We start from the raw sequence: 13,408 nt of genomic DNA, 5'->3' as shown, positions 1-13,408 counted from the left end.
GCGACGCGGAACCTGCGCTTGGCCGGGCTCAAAGGGCCCCCTAGATCCTCAGAACCGTTGGAGTTAATTAATTAAGATCGGTGGGACACGATCGTTCTGGAGATCGCCGGATCTACAGACGAACTGTGGATGAAACCTCCCTTACAGAAACGGACATCTAGCCTAGTGGAAGGGGCAGGTCACTGCATAGTGCGAGGCTCACCTTCGAATACAGCTTCGGCAGGGAGGCCCCACTTTACAAGAATCTCCTCCATAGAGCCGTCGCTAAGGAGAGATTTGACATGCTCGTCAAATGCCTTGCGCAATTCGGGAAAGTCCTTATTGAACGGAAGGGATGACTGGCCTGCCTCGAGCGTTGCCTTCACGCGTTCGTCAGGGCCCACAGGGGTGACAATGAAGGCCTCAAACCGGGGCGCACCCGTCGCAATTTCTACGACCGCGTCGAGTCGGCCGGCCTCAAGATCCTGAAGCAGAAGCTGCGACTCTGGATATAGCGCAAGATCGCTGCCGAACACCGCCTGAAGATCTTCGGTGAACATGTAGCCCTCAACGACTCCGACCCGCTTGCCGACGAGGTCATCGAAGTTGTCGTAAGGTTCCTCCGCCGCAATAATTACCTGGTCCAAGTACATTGGATATCCCATAGAGACGACTTTTTCGCGCTCCGCTGTGCGGTACCAACCACCGAGCACTGTGTCCAGTCTTCCTTGCTCAACGCTGGTCACACCTGCGGAAGACGCGATCGGCTGGGCATCCACAGTCAGACATTCTAAGGCTGCGAACCCTCGGATGACGTCGGCGTCCACGCCTTCGTACCCCTCCTCCCCACTCGGTGTCGTGAGTGGGGGCGCATCGGGGACTCCGATTGTCAGCACGCCGGGGGTTAGTGTGGTGATCCCCTCATGCTTCGGAGCACAATTGCTGGCGACTTTTGTATCCGCGGCGGAATTGCTAGAACACCCTGCGGCACTCAAGGCAAAAGCAAGGGCAAATCCGGCGAGAAGCGCATTTTGGGTTAGTTTCATGATTTCTCCTTTGAATCACTGGCGGAAAGAAGGGAAAGAAAAAACCTTAAGAGAAGCCCGAGTTTTGGGACCGGCGTTGCGTTTCCTGCCCATCCTCTGCACGATGACACTGAGCGGAAAAGTGATAAGTAAATAAAGCACTCCTGTCAAAGTAAGCGCCGGCATGAATTCAAATGTTCGCGCACCAATCGCGTAAGCACGTGAGAGCAATTCAGGCAGGGCTATAGAGTAAGCAAGAGCCGTAGTTTGAAAAATTTGTGTCGACAGCCCAAGCAGTGAAGGTGTCGAAATCCGGATCGCCTGCGGTAAGACGATGTCAAAAAAGCTGTGGCGCTTTGAAAGACCGAGAGCTTCAGCTGCTTCAACCTCTCCTTGCGGAACGGCTTGGATCCCTGCGCGGAAAAGTTCGCTGGAGTATGCCGCCGCCGTAATGGATAACGCCATAACTGCCGCAATCATGCTTGAGAAAGTGAGTCCAACATCGGGGAGGCCGTAATAGACGAAGTACAACAGTATTAGTGCGGGAGTACCACGACCCACTTCGATGATGACGATTGAACTGATGCGGACGTACGACAACTTGCCGGCGCTAAGGAACCCAAGCAGTCCTCCCAATGGCAGGCCTATCGCGAGGCTGATGATGGCGACTTGAAGACTGAGCCACAGCCCTCCAAACATCTCGGGCAGCCAGGAAATCCAAGTATAAACATTCATCGTGCAACGACCTTCCACCGGAACGCACGCTCGAGTCCTCGTGAGGCGAGTGCAAGTGGAACGCTTAGGACGAGATATAGTGCTGCAGCCACTACGAACGGCACCATAGAATCAGAGCTCGGTTGTCGCGCTACGGAGCTTGCAATGAACACGATGTCGATCACGCCGATCACCGAGACAATCGATGAATCTTTGAGCAGACCGATCGAATACGTTGCGATGCCGGGGAGAGCAACCCGAAAGGTTTGGGGCGCAACGACAGTGCGGAACGAGTCTTTTTTTGAAAGCGCGAGAGCAAGTGCCGCCTCGAACTGACCCTTGTGTACCGCAAGGAAGCCTCCACGGTACACCTCGGCGAGGTAGGCAGTCGAGATAAGGGAAAATCCAATGATCGCCGTTTCCACTGCGCTGAATCGGAACTGCCCTACTTTGACGCCATAAAAGATTATAAAGATCCACACAAGCGGCGGTATGCCTCGCACAACATCGATCAAAATCGCGGCGCACCGACTTGCCATGGTCGAAGATGAAATACGCGCAAGCATCAACGGCATGGCAAGGACTGCGCCGATTATCAGCGATGCAAAGGTTATCAGCAGCGTATTCAGCATGGCAGCGGGAAGCGCGATGAAGAACTGCGTCACCGGTGTGTCACCGCTTGCAAGAAACGTTGGGTTCGGGGGTGCATAGGCCTATCGAGAACGTCATCAGGTCGACCCGATTCGATGATCCCTGCATCCGCCATTACAACAAGCCGGTCTCCTACTTTCCTGGCGAACTCGATTTCATGTGTGACGATAATCATAGTCATTCCGGAACGAGCAAGCTCCTGTATGACCGACAAAACTTCAAGCCCGACTTCCGGATCCAGCGCGGAGGTCGGCTCGTCGAATAACATCAACTTTGGATCCATGGCCAAGGCACGGGCGATTGCGACCCGCTGCTGTTGTCCGCCTGAGAGCCGACTCGGATATTCATCGCACTTTCCAGATAGTTCCACCCGTTCCAGGAGTTCCCGCGATCTTTCTGAGGCCTGCTCGACAGATCGATCCAAGACGCGACGTTGCGCTAGATTGATGTTTTCGAGAACCGTGAGATGTGGAAAAAGGTTGAATGATTGAAAAACCATCCCGACATCTTTTCTGAGCGCCTGAAGCTGCGCCGAGGTTGGTGTCATGACCGCGTCTATAACGTGGCCCACTACTTGCACCCTGCCGCTGTCTGGTTTCTCAAGAAAGTTTGTGCACCGTAAGAACGTGCTTTTGCCTGCCCCACTCGGACCAATAATGGAAACAACTTCGCCAGGCTTTACGTGCAGTGATACATCGTCAAGAACGACGTGCTCTCCGTACTTCTTGGTAATGCCGTCAAGTTTTACGGCGGGGGGTTCGGTGATTCCCGGGTTTGGCGCTTCAGCCATGCTTCCTGCCCACGCCGTACTCATCGAGATACTCGTTCAAGCTTGATTCGAAGGCATCAATTACCTCGTCAATGTCTGTAGCGGTGTGCGCGGCGTTGAGGAAGAAGAGCCCCTTGCGGTGCGTGTAGACACCCCGGGGGATCATGCCCTCCATGACTGCGGTCACCGCGTGTCGGTCGGAACTGTAGACGCCGGGCATCGATCGCGGGTTGGTGATGTTACCCCATAGCACCTGGACCAGGGAGCCGATTTGGTTGCAGGTGAGCGGAAGGCCCTTGGTGGCTGCGACGCCTTCCATGCCGTCCTTCAGGCGGCCCCCGAGGGAGTCGAGCCGCGGGTAGAGGTCCGCCGCATTCCGCTCGAGGTGTCGCAATACCGCGGTCCCGGCTGCCACTGACAGCGAGTTCCCGCTGTAGGTCCCGGCTACCGGCACCCGTCCGTCGACAATTGACTGCATGACGTGCTCGGTGCCGGCCACCATCGCGATGGGGAATCCGTTGCCGAGCGCTTTGGCGTAGACACCAAGGTCCGGCGAGACCCCGATCTGTTCGGCAGCACCGCCGCGGGCCACTCTGAAGCCGCTTACTACCTCGTCGTAGATCAGCAGCGAACCGTACTGGTGGACCACGTCCTTGAGGGAGGCCAGAAAGCCCACTGTTGGGGCGAACGTTCCGAAGTTCGTCACATAGGGTTCGGCGATGACGGCCGCGACCTGGTCACCGATCTTTTCCATGAGTTCGCGGAAATGCTCTATGTCATCCCAGGTGGCGATCACGATGTTTTCCGGGGCGGGGCCGCTCGGAAGAAAGGGAGTAACCGGTATCTCACCGGGCCCAAACTCCCCGGATGCGGGCGTGGGCGGCTCCATGCCTGCCGTGTTGACGAAGACCGGGTCCATCCAGCCGTGATAGTGACCCTGGAACTTGACGATGATATTCCTCCCGGTCACACCGCGGGCGATCTTGACCGCGAGCTGCACTGCCTCTGTGCCGGTTGACATCATGGTGATCTTGTCCGCCCAGCCGAGTGCACGCAAGGCCGCTTCCGCGAACTCGCTCTCCCCCGTCATAGGTGATCCGGTAAGCACTGCTTGGTCCATCATCTCCGACACTGCACCATTGATTTCGCGATGCCCGTGGCCAAGAAGAATAGGACCGTGCGCAGACACTGCATCTATGTATCGCTGTTCGTCGACATCCCAATAGTGGGCACCTTGTGCGCGGGAGAAAACAACCTGGTTCTCGCGCATTCGAAAGTACGACACCAGGCCGCGGGGAATTGATTCACCGGCTCTTCCAAGCACGTCGCGTGATCCCTGAAGTGAATAGGTAGTTTTCTGGCTCATGATGGTTACTCACCGTTCCTGTCAGCGCCTAGCAATTCCAACTGCCAGTCCGCAGTGTTTCGGATTCGGACGTGTTCCGGGGTGAGGTCGGTGAGCTTCGTGCAGCCCAGCAGCCTCATAATAGTTTTCAGCTCATTGCCCAATAAGTCGACGGCCTTGGTGACCCCGCGTTGCCCGCCCGCCATGAGACCGTAAAGATAGGCTCTGCCCAACCCGACAGCCTGTGCGCCCAGCGCGATAGCCGCGATGATATCGGTGCTGGACATGATGCCGCCGTCTATAATGATCTGGACATCCGCCGGGAGGCGCTCCCTAACCCGGGGCAAGAGCTCTAGCGGCAGGGGGGCGCGGTCCAGCTGCCTGCCGCCGTGCGTGGAAAGCATGATCGCGTCAGCCCCCGCCTCGGCACACGTGACGGCGTCCTCCACCGATTGAACGCCCTTGACAATCAGCTTTCCCTTCCAGACGCTGCGAAGCCATACGATATCGGCAACCGTGACACGCGGATCAAAGGTGCGGGCCATGACTGCTTCGGGAAGCTCAGACGCTGCGTCAACCATGGCAAACCTGAGTGGTTCCGTCGTGAGGACGTTTAGGCACCAGCGAGGGCGTTTCGCCATCGGCAGTACTGTGCGCGCCGTCAGCTTCGGTGGCATCAACAGACCGTTGCGAACATCCCGCAACCGCTTGCCGGCCACCGGAGCATCGATGGTGACGAGGAGGGTCGTGTATCCGGCCGTCGCCGCGCGGCGAAGCAGGTCCTCGCTCCAGGATCGATCTGACATGAGGTACAGCTGAAACCATTTGGTGCTGTCGGGAGCGCCCATGGCGACTCGCTCTATCGATGTGGTCCCCATCGTCGACAACGAGTAGGGAATTCCGGCGTCGGCGGCCGCGCGGGCTACTGCGATCTCGCCCTCGTGGTGCATGGCACGGGTGAAGCCTGTCGGCGCGAAGAAGAAGGGAAGGTTGAATCGTTCGCCGACCAGCTCAACCGATGTGTCAATGGTGCTCACGTCCCGAAGGGCTCTGGGAGACAGTTCAACTTGGGCGAACAGGTCTCGACTTCGGGTGAGGCTGGATTCCGACCCTGCTGCACCATCTACGAAGTCGAAGACTGGCTTCGGTACATTCCGCTGAGCAAGGCGACGGAGATCGTGTAGATCAGCGCATTGGTCAAGTTTGACCTTTGTCCGGTCGAGACTCGGCAAGCCGAATCCGAGGAAAGGCGTGATATCCCTCCAGCGGGGAAGTCTTCGTGGTGAGGCCTGGCTCTGGGGCACTTTAGTCATGACAGGGCTTTCCGTAGTGCAGGTACGTTTACTGCCTCGGTGCGTATGACAAATCTGTTGCGCAAGGTTCCAATTCCCTCTACAGATGAGACGAGTTCGTCGCCAGCCCCAAGGTACAGCTGTGGCGTTCGTCCTATGCCGACTCCGGATGGAGTTCCAGTGAACACGAGGTCACCTGGAAAGAGCGGCGTCGTAGCTGAGAGCGCTTCGAGTAGACGTCCTACGGAGAAAATCATTTGAGAAGTTCGGCTGGTCTGCATAATCGTGCCATTGACCGAGCAAGTAATGGCTAAGTCGTCTGGATTCTCGAACTCATCTGGTGACACCAATACGGGGCCGATTGGTCCAAAGCCCGGGAATGACTTGCCTAGGCTGAACTGGGGGGGCGTCATGGAAAACTGGAGCCGACGTTCAGAGATATCTTGGCCGACCGTAACTCCTGCGACATGTTTCCATCCATCCTTCGCAGAAATGCGCCACGCCAATTTTCCTACGGCTACGACTAATTCAACCTCCCAATCGGTGTTCCCTTCAGGCAGTGCAACTTCGTCATAAGGCCCTGCGATACAGCTGGAAAACTTTGTAAAGATAGGTGGAATAGCGCTCGGTGCTTCGAATCCGGATTCATCCGCGTGCTCCTGATAGTTGAGTCCCACGGCGAAAACCTGTGAGGGCCTGGGTACTGGTGGCCCGAGCTCACGGTAGTCAAAAGGACTCGCAGTTGTGAGAGTTGCCGTTTCCACCCAGTTCCTGAAATCTGCCCAACGCTGGAAAATGCGCTGTGGGTCGGAGTCAAAATATCCGTCACTCGCAGTCTCGACGTCCACCGCCCCACCCGGTGTGACAATAACTAGTCGTCCACGTAGGTTCCCGATCTTCACGTTCACTCCTCTGTCTCGTCGATGGCGCTGGGAATCACCTAACTTCGACTTTGGGGCAGAGCTGGGAACTTGTCAATACAAGTGTGCACACTTTTTTGCCATCTCATACGCATTCTCGCGACGTTTGGCGGTCCAACTGCTAAGGTGAATACAGTTCTTATTGGAGGCGACATGATACCCAGAACGACACCGACAGTTTTTAACATCCAAGCGGTTCTAAGAGAACGGATCGTAACGGGTAAGTACACCCCGGATCAGCCACTGTCACAACTGATGGTCTCTGAGGAACTCGGTGTGAGTCGGACACCAGTGCGTGAAGCATTTCGCTTGCTGGAACAAGAGGGGCTCGTCGTCGCAGAGCACAACAAGCGCTTCAAGGTGGCTAGCTTCAGCCCATCAGATCTTGAGGACCTCTACATGCTCCGCATTGCAGTCGAGTCTGCGGCGCTACGTGTCAGTGTGCCGCAAATAGGAGAATCTGACATCGACCAGCTCAGTGCATTGCTCGCATCAATGAACGCCGCGATCGCGGCCGAATCGTACGATTCCTGGCGGGAGCCACACGAGAAATTCCATGCAATCCTTTTGACACACGCGGGGGCACGCACTCGGGACTGCGCCCGCGACCTCGCGACGCATGCCGAGCGCTACCGCTATACAGTGACGTTGCCTGCGAGTCCGATGTCCTGGATGCAGAGCCAGCAGGATCACTATGATCTATTTGATAGTGCAGTGAATCGCGATGGTGCCAGCGCATCGCGCCAGATCGCCTGGCATTACGGTCGAGTCGCGCTTTCGAACCTGTCCCTCTCGGCGCCATTGCACGATCCGCGAAAGCTTCGCGTAACAATTGACGCTCTCGGTTCCTCTGCTCCCCCACCAAATGCATAGGAAGCATGCAGTCGCTCGTTAGAAGGCGTCCCTTGACGTTGCGAACTCTTAGGCCCGAGTTTCCGCGTGATTTTTGGACCTTTCCTCCGAACGCGTTGCGGCCTACAACGCGGAGCCGTTCCAGAAGCGGTTCGGGTCCAAGGCAACCGTGTTCGCCGCCGAGGAACAGCCGCTGCTGACAGCCCTGCCGTCGGCGGCCTACGAGATCAGCACCTCGGCACACCGTCGCAGGGTGGGCATGAACGGGCACGTGATCTGGGACAGCAACTACTACTCGGTTCCCATCCCCCACATTGGTACCAAGGTTGACCTGCGGTTCACCGACTGGGTACTGCAGGCGTACCGGGGCACAGCGGCTGATCAGCGTCCCTGCTGCTGCACGAGGGCGACGAACGAGTACCGCAGCAACGACGCCGATCTGTCCGCCGAGGACATAGGACAGGCGCGGACGGACGTCGGTGAGCGTGCCGCTGCGGAAAGCGTCCAGATAGTAGGGCGCCACTGGATGCCGTTGTTTATTGTCTGCCCGAACAGTTCCATGTTCTTGGTATAGACGCTGATGACCGATTGGTCCGAGTGCTAACCACCTTAGAGCCCCTTGTCCGCAACCTGCGGGCTGAAGACGCTGTCCCTGAGAAGTTTGGCCGCACTGGTCGGACTCGACGAATTCAACGGCCATTAAATTTTGCCCATGGGCGGCCGCGGGTCCTGCCCCCTGGCGGCCGTGAAAAGTGCCCGGCGGTGGCCAGCTGGTTTGCCCGCGGGACGGGTTGCTGGATGGCTGGCCACCGGACCGGTGGTTAGTTCAGTGGCATGACTCCCTTTCCGGCCAGTGCCTGGGTGAGTGGGGCGGAGTCGCCGGTGGTCTCTGGCAGACGTGGGCGTGATGCAGCAACCGGTCCACGGTCCCGGTGGCCAGGGTCGTGGGCATGAGCTCGTCGAAGCCGGCGGGGTGAAGATTCGACGAGACGGCCACGCTTCTTTTTTCGTACGCGGCGTCCACGACCCGGTAGAGGCCCTCGGCGGCATCGGTGGCCACGACCAGCAGGCCGATGTCATCGATGACGACGAGGTCGGCGCGCAGGACCTTGGCCACCGCGTGCGTGACAGTGTCGTCGGCGCGGTGCGCGGATCAGGGTTCCGAGATCTTCAAGGGTGAGCCAGGCCACGCGCATGCCTTCCTCAACGGCTTGCTGGTCGAGGCTTCGAGGAAGTACGTTTTCCCGGTCCAGGACGGGCCGCAGACGACGAGGTTTTCCTTGCGGTGGATCCATTCCAGAGTCCGCAGGGCCTGCTGGGTCGGGGCGGGGATGGACGAGGCGGTTTCGAATGCAGATCGCGCTCGGGGTAGGCGCGGTCGAGTTGACGCAGGAAGGCGAGAAACTCCTGCCGGCGATGCTTCGGCCTTCACTGCCCCTGGGACGCGCCCGGTAGCGATCGCCAGCGCAGCGAACAGCGTCGTGGTCTCGTGGTTGTCAAACTATTGTGAGTCGTTTCAGCTGGAACAGAGTGTTTGGGCGTGGGCACTGGGTGGAGCCGATGGCCCGCCGACTGCTGCCGAGACAATTCAGGTCAACGAGTGGCCGGAACCTTCCGATGTACCGGCCGACGAAGCGTTTTTCTACTGGATGCCGGCCCGCCTGATGGAGCAAAGGCCGAAGCTGCCGACGATTATGCAGACCCTCAGGTACTCGTCGAAGAGCCCACCGGCGACACCCTTAAGGTCTGCAAGAGCGATCATCCTGCCGGGGCGCCGTGCCGGAATTCCCCGGGGACTACTTGCGCGACAGGAGACCGGCCGAATTCCTGTGCCGGCTCTCCGGCAGCCGGAGGGCTGAGGCCGCTACGAACGCGCATGTCATGAAAGTGACGACAAGAAGCATGGCTCCCCGTAAGCCGAAATGCTCCCCGAGAAAACCGAGCACCGGCGGTCCAACGAGAAAGGCAATGTACCCGATCGTCGCGGCGAGCGAAACGCGCGCGGCAGCATTAGGCCCGGACTCCCCGGCCGCCGATATGGCGACGGGGAAGGCCACCGAAACCCCGAGGCCCCAGAGGCAGACGGCAACGGCAACGACCGCCGCCTGGTCGACGAAGATCACCAAGACCAGCCCGAGCACCCCGACCAATGTGCTCGCGCGCACCACTGTGACTCGGCCGAATCTCCCGATCCCCCAGGCAGCCCCAAATCTTCCGATCGCCATGGCAGCCGCGAATCCCGCGAAGGCCAATGATCCCGAGGTGGCGGTATACCCGTGTCCGTCGACCAGGATGAGCGGGAGCCAGTCGTTTGCCGCCCCTTCAGCAAAGGCTCCGCCCAGTATCACGACACCGATTAAGAGCAGTACGCGATCGCGGAGCAGACTCGCGCTCCCACGGGGCCCGCGTACCTCTCGCTCCGCGAAAGTAGTACCCTTCTCAGGGCCTACCGTGCGGATCGCCCATATGAGTGCGCTACCTGTGGCGACGGTGAGCGCGGCGCAGTGGACGAGCACCGAGATCTGCAGGTGGTTGAAGAAGACCCCGAGCAAGGCACCGGCAGTGGTCGCGATGCTGAACGCTCCATGGATCGCGGGGAGCGTCGATTTACCCAACGCCTGTTCCACGGCAGCGCCCTCGACATTGAGCGCCACCTCACCGCCGCCCATGCCGAGGCCGAAGAGCATGAGCCCGATCGCGACCATGACACCAGAGCCGATTGTCGCCCCAGCGCCGATGACCATCATGCTTACCACCACGAGCAGCATCCCACCGGCGATGATGGGCCGCGTTCCCAATCGGTGGACAAGCCGTCCCGGCCCGAGAATACCGATCATCGCGCCCGCCGAGAGCCCGAACAGGATGAGCCCCATTTGCTCGGTACTCGCCCCGACCATGTCTCGGATGTCCGGGGTCCTCGTCACCCAGGACGCGAGGTTGAGCCCGATGATCGCGAAGAACACGAACATCCCGAGCCTACGCACTTTGGGTTCTCTCGGCGCCGAGGCCGCCTTGCGCACCGTCCGCGCCGCTATCAGATGGGGTTTCGGGCGGCCGTTAGCCAGCCGCCGTCGATCACCATGGCGGTGCCGTGGATGAAGTCCGCATCGTCACCGGCGAGATAGACGGCGAGCTTTGCGATCTCTTCCGGTTCGCACCATCGGCCGGCCGGGGTACGCAGAATCTCTTCCTCATTTTCCGGAAGGGTGTCCGACCCCCCTTCGGGCATGGTGAGGCCGGTCTTCGTGGCCCCCGGACAGATCGCATTGACTCGGATTCCTTTTCGCCCGTAGTCAAACGTCAGCTGCCGGGTAAGCCCAAGGACCCCGTGCTTGGCGGCTGTGTACGCCGTGCCGCCACCGGCCGCGCTGAAGGAGGACAGGCTCGCGGTATTGATGATGGCCCCGCCGCCCTGTTCGAGCATGGTCGGGATCACCTCGCGCGCCATGAGGAACGGGCCCGTGAGATTCACTGCGATGTTGCGGTTCCACTCGTCGATCGAAATCTCATGCGCCGGCTTGAAACTATCGATGATGCCCGCGTTATTGCAGAGCACGTCGATCCGTCCGGACCACCCGAGCACCTCCGCGACCGCTTGCGCCACCGAGCCGGGGTCGCTGATATCCACCTTGACGGCTAACGCGCCGTCGATTCCCTCAACGGCGGATTGCGCACTTTCGAGGTTGATATCAGCGGCGGCGACTTTCGCCCCCTTGGCGGCGAACTCCGTGACCATGGCTCGGCCCATCCCGGATCCGCCGCCGGTCACGAGGACTACCTTGTTTTCGAATGACATTTTCGTTCCTTAATCATGCTCAGGTGAGCTAGAGCCAGTCCCGGTGGTGAGAACCACGCGACCTGTGACCGAACGGTCCTGGAGTTGCTGCAGGGCTTCGCCGTAGCCGCCGAAATCTCCGCCATCGACGATAATCGGCCTGACATGCCCCGCCTCGTACATCTCCAGCAGGTGATCCCACGCGGGCCGGCTCTCGCCAGTCTCGAAGAGCATGCGGGCAGAATCCACTCCCCGTACATCCGTGTTGTTCAACAGCAGGCGGTTCACCTTCACGGTCGGGACTTCGCCCGACGCGAAGCCGACGATCATGAGCCGGCCGAGGGGAGCCAGGACACGCAGCAGGTTGGTAACGTCTCCGCCGACCATATCGACCGCCACGTCGACGCGCGCGTTTCCTGTGATCTGCTTGACTTTTGTCGGGAGATCCTCCGGCACAACCACGTGATCCGCTCCCGCTTGTTCAGCCACGGCGCGGCGTTTTTCGCTCGACACCAGCGCGATGACGTTACATCCGATCCCTTTGGCGACCTGGATCGTCGCGAGCCCCACTCCTCCCGAAGCACCGGTGACGAGCACCCAGTCGCCTGACTTTGCCTGCCCCCGGAGGATCAATGCGTAGTACGCCGTGAGGTAGTTCATGGGAAGCGCGGCGGCGGCCTCGAGCGTGACGGAGTCGGGGACGGGATAGAGCACCCCTGCGGGTACGGATATCACCTCGGCGGCCGCACCGTAAAGGAGGCAGCCGGCCACTCGCTGCCCGGGCACGAAACCGGAGTCCTCATCTGCTTCGAGCACCACACCCGCGAGGTCGGAGCCCGGGCTGAACGGCAGGTCGGGCTTCACCTGGTATTCGCCTCGGGACAGGAGCAGGTCGGGAAAAGCCGGGGCGACCGCCTGCACTGCGACAAGGACTTCCCCGTGCCCTCGAGGCGGCGTGGCCACCTTGCTTACCTCGAAGGCCTCGGGTCCGTCCAGCCGGGAAAGGGTTACGGCTCGCATGGTCTCGGGACTCAAAGCCCAATCATCTTTCTGTATTCGTCATGGGTGGCGATGGGCCTGCCGGTCACTGCCGAGATCATTTTGCCCAGCTCGAGCGCCTCGAGGTTGCTCCCGATCCGGTCTTCGCGGTGCGGCCACTTGTAGTAGGTGTCTTCCATGCCCACGCGAATGTGCAGCCCCATGAGCGCTGCGAGGGTTACCAGCCAAGTGGAAGCCCGGCCGGCGGCCGTCACCATGATGAAGGCCTCTGGATCGACGTCGCGGATGGCCGAGACCATGCGGGTGAGGCCCTCGATCATCTGGCGAGGATTGTCCATGGGGCTGCAGCCCGGGAGCGCGGGAACGATCAACCAGACCGCAGGGGACTTGATGAGGCCGCTCTTGAACAGGAAGCGGTCCGCGTTGGAGATGTCGGCGTCGGTGTAGACGGCGATCTCCGGCACGGCGCCCGACTCATTGATGAGCCGCACCTTCTCGATCATGAGCGGGGCCTGCTTCACGAAGAGCGAATCACCGATGTATGTAGCGGTCGTGTTGATCGGTGCGCCGTCGAGGATCCGGGAATCGAGGACCTTCTTCATCTTGTCCCACTCGCCGGAGAGCGCGGGGACCAAACATCCGTCAACCACCAGCGAGGGGAATTCATCCTTGAGTGGTTCGATGACTTCCGAGAAGCGCTCCGGTGACAGGGTGTTATAGCCGTCGTCGTCGCGGACGTGAATGTGGATCGAGCTCGCGCCTGCGGAAGCGGCCTCACGTGCAGATTGGAGAATTTCTTGCGGGGTGATGGGCTGATGGGGGTTCTGGTCGTGCCGGAAGAACGCGCCGGTGATCGCTACCGTCACCGCAAGCTTCTCGGGAACATCCCAGGGCTCGGAAATCGGTGCATCGTGGAAGGCGGAGTGCTCCAGGTCGAGCACGGTCGGGATGCCGTACGGACGCCAAAGCATCTTCTCGCGCTCCCGCGCAAAGCCGTCTTGAACTCGGTTCCAGTCGATGTTAGACATGTTTGTTCTCCAATTGTGCTTGTGTTCTCTGTTTGGGGTCCGTCGACGCGGCGTGGGCG

General features: G+C 59.8%; 13 protein-coding genes and 1 pseudogene. 2 read left to right on the top strand and 12 right to left on the bottom strand.

Annotated elements, in window-relative coordinates:
• Positions 1–179: 179 nt before the first annotated feature.
• The 7 genes from AC5RVG_RS09250 to AC5RVG_RS09220 are packed head-to-tail and all read right to left on the bottom strand — an operon-like array spanning position 180 to position 6,452.
• The gene (locus AC5RVG_RS09250) at positions 180–1,025 is read right to left on the bottom strand and encodes a substrate-binding periplasmic protein (protein WP_494013612.1); all 846 of its coding nucleotides are present in this window, start codon (positions 1,023–1,025) and stop codon (positions 180–182) included.
• 15 nt (positions 1,026–1,040) lie between these two features.
• Entirely contained in the window at positions 1,041–1,739 is a 699-nt protein-coding gene (locus AC5RVG_RS09245; protein WP_494013611.1) for an amino acid ABC transporter permease, read from the bottom strand.
• On the bottom strand, positions 1,736–2,383 hold the full coding sequence (locus AC5RVG_RS09240) for an amino acid ABC transporter permease (RefSeq protein WP_494013610.1): 648 nt from the start codon (positions 2,381–2,383) through the stop codon (positions 1,736–1,738). The genes AC5RVG_RS09245 and AC5RVG_RS09240 overlap by 4 nt, the downstream gene beginning before the upstream one ends.
• Positions 2,380–3,159, bottom strand: a complete 780-nt coding sequence (locus AC5RVG_RS09235; protein WP_494013609.1) for an amino acid ABC transporter ATP-binding protein — start codon at positions 3,157–3,159, stop codon at positions 2,380–2,382. The genes AC5RVG_RS09240 and AC5RVG_RS09235 overlap by 4 nt, the downstream gene beginning before the upstream one ends.
• Entirely contained in the window at positions 3,152–4,504 is a 1,353-nt protein-coding gene (locus AC5RVG_RS09230; protein WP_494013608.1) for an aspartate aminotransferase family protein, read from the bottom strand. Before AC5RVG_RS09230 ends, AC5RVG_RS09235 begins: the two co-directional genes overlap by 8 nt.
• Positions 4,505–4,509: 5 nt before the next feature.
• Complete coding sequence (locus tag AC5RVG_RS09225) at positions 4,510–5,796, bottom strand: alpha-hydroxy acid oxidase (protein ID WP_494013607.1); 1,287 nt, start codon at positions 5,794–5,796, stop codon at positions 4,510–4,512.
• The gene (locus AC5RVG_RS09220; RefSeq protein WP_494013606.1) at positions 5,793–6,452 is read right to left on the bottom strand and encodes a fumarylacetoacetate hydrolase family protein; all 660 of its coding nucleotides are present in this window, start codon (positions 6,450–6,452) and stop codon (positions 5,793–5,795) included. Before AC5RVG_RS09220 ends, AC5RVG_RS09225 begins: the two co-directional genes overlap by 4 nt.
• 396 nt (positions 6,453–6,848) lie before the next feature.
• Here AC5RVG_RS09220 and AC5RVG_RS09215 point away from each other — a divergent pair, with 396 nt between their 5' ends.
• Together AC5RVG_RS09215 and AC5RVG_RS09210 are read left to right on the top strand one after the other, a co-directional pair.
• On the top strand, positions 6,849–7,568 hold the full coding sequence (locus AC5RVG_RS09215; protein ID WP_494013779.1) for a GntR family transcriptional regulator: 720 nt from the start codon (positions 6,849–6,851) through the stop codon (positions 7,566–7,568).
• 73 nt (positions 7,569–7,641) lie between these two features.
• Positions 7,642–8,121, top strand: a complete 480-nt coding sequence (locus AC5RVG_RS09210; protein WP_494013605.1) for a Mu transposase domain-containing protein — start codon at positions 7,642–7,644, stop codon at positions 8,119–8,121.
• 252 nt (positions 8,122–8,373) lie between these two features.
• Here the strand turns inward: AC5RVG_RS09210 and AC5RVG_RS09205 are convergent.
• From AC5RVG_RS09205 to AC5RVG_RS09185, 5 genes and pseudogenes are all read right to left on the bottom strand, one after another.
• Positions 8,374–8,979, bottom strand: a pseudogene (locus AC5RVG_RS09205) (ATP-binding protein).
• 364 nt (positions 8,980–9,343) lie between these two features.
• Positions 9,344–10,516: an MFS transporter gene (locus AC5RVG_RS09200; protein WP_494013604.1), complete on the bottom strand. Its 1,173-nt coding sequence runs from the start codon at positions 10,514–10,516 to the stop codon at positions 9,344–9,346.
• A 65-nt stretch (positions 10,517–10,581) separates the two neighbouring features.
• Positions 10,582–11,343 carry an SDR family NAD(P)-dependent oxidoreductase gene (locus AC5RVG_RS09195; RefSeq protein ID WP_494013603.1) on the bottom strand — a complete coding sequence of 254 codons (762 nt, stop codon included), beginning with the start codon at positions 11,341–11,343 and terminating at the stop codon, positions 10,582–10,584.
• A 9-nt stretch (positions 11,344–11,352) separates the two neighbouring features.
• A complete protein-coding gene (locus tag AC5RVG_RS09190; RefSeq protein ID WP_494013602.1) occupies positions 11,353–12,357 on the bottom strand; it encodes an NADPH:quinone oxidoreductase family protein in 1,005 nt (334 codons plus the stop codon).
• Positions 12,354–13,349 carry a beta-keto acid cleavage family enzyme gene (locus AC5RVG_RS09185; protein WP_494013601.1) on the bottom strand — a complete coding sequence of 332 codons (996 nt, stop codon included), beginning with the start codon at positions 13,347–13,349 and terminating at the stop codon, positions 12,354–12,356. The genes AC5RVG_RS09190 and AC5RVG_RS09185 overlap by 4 nt, the downstream gene beginning before the upstream one ends.
• Positions 13,350–13,408: the final 59 nt, after the last annotated feature.

The sequence above is a fragment of the Arthrobacter senegalensis genome (assembly GCF_059091765.1).
This window is presented reverse-complemented; position numbering and strand designations above follow the sequence as displayed.

Excerpts from the sequence above, each read along its gene's own strand:
- AC5RVG_RS09250 (WP_494013612.1), bottom strand. The coding sequence starts at position 1,025 with ATGAAACTAACCCAAAATGCGCTTCTCGCCGGATTTGCCCTTGCTTTT.
- AC5RVG_RS09245 (WP_494013611.1), bottom strand. The coding sequence starts at position 1,739 with ATGAATGTTTATACTTGGATTTCCTGGCTGCCCGAGATGTTTGGAGGG.
- AC5RVG_RS09235 (WP_494013609.1), bottom strand. The coding sequence starts at position 3,159 with ATGGCTGAAGCGCCAAACCCGGGAATCACCGAACCCCCCGCCGTAAAA.
- AC5RVG_RS09230 (WP_494013608.1), bottom strand. The coding sequence starts at position 4,504 with ATGAGCCAGAAAACTACCTATTCACTTCAGGGATCACGCGACGTGCTT.
- AC5RVG_RS09225 (WP_494013607.1), bottom strand. The coding sequence starts at position 5,796 with ATGACTAAAGTGCCCCAGAGCCAGGCCTCACCACGAAGACTTCCCCGC.
- AC5RVG_RS09215 (WP_494013779.1), top strand. The coding sequence starts at position 6,849 with ATGATACCCAGAACGACACCGACAGTTTTTAACATCCAAGCGGTTCTA.
- AC5RVG_RS09200 (WP_494013604.1), bottom strand. The coding sequence starts at position 10,516 with ATGTTCGTGTTCTTCGCGATCATCGGGCTCAACCTCGCGTCCTGGGTG.
- AC5RVG_RS09195 (WP_494013603.1), bottom strand. The coding sequence starts at position 11,343 with ATGTCATTCGAAAACAAGGTAGTCCTCGTGACCGGCGGCGGATCCGGG.
- AC5RVG_RS09185 (WP_494013601.1), bottom strand. The coding sequence starts at position 13,349 with ATGTCTAACATCGACTGGAACCGAGTTCAAGACGGCTTTGCGCGGGAG.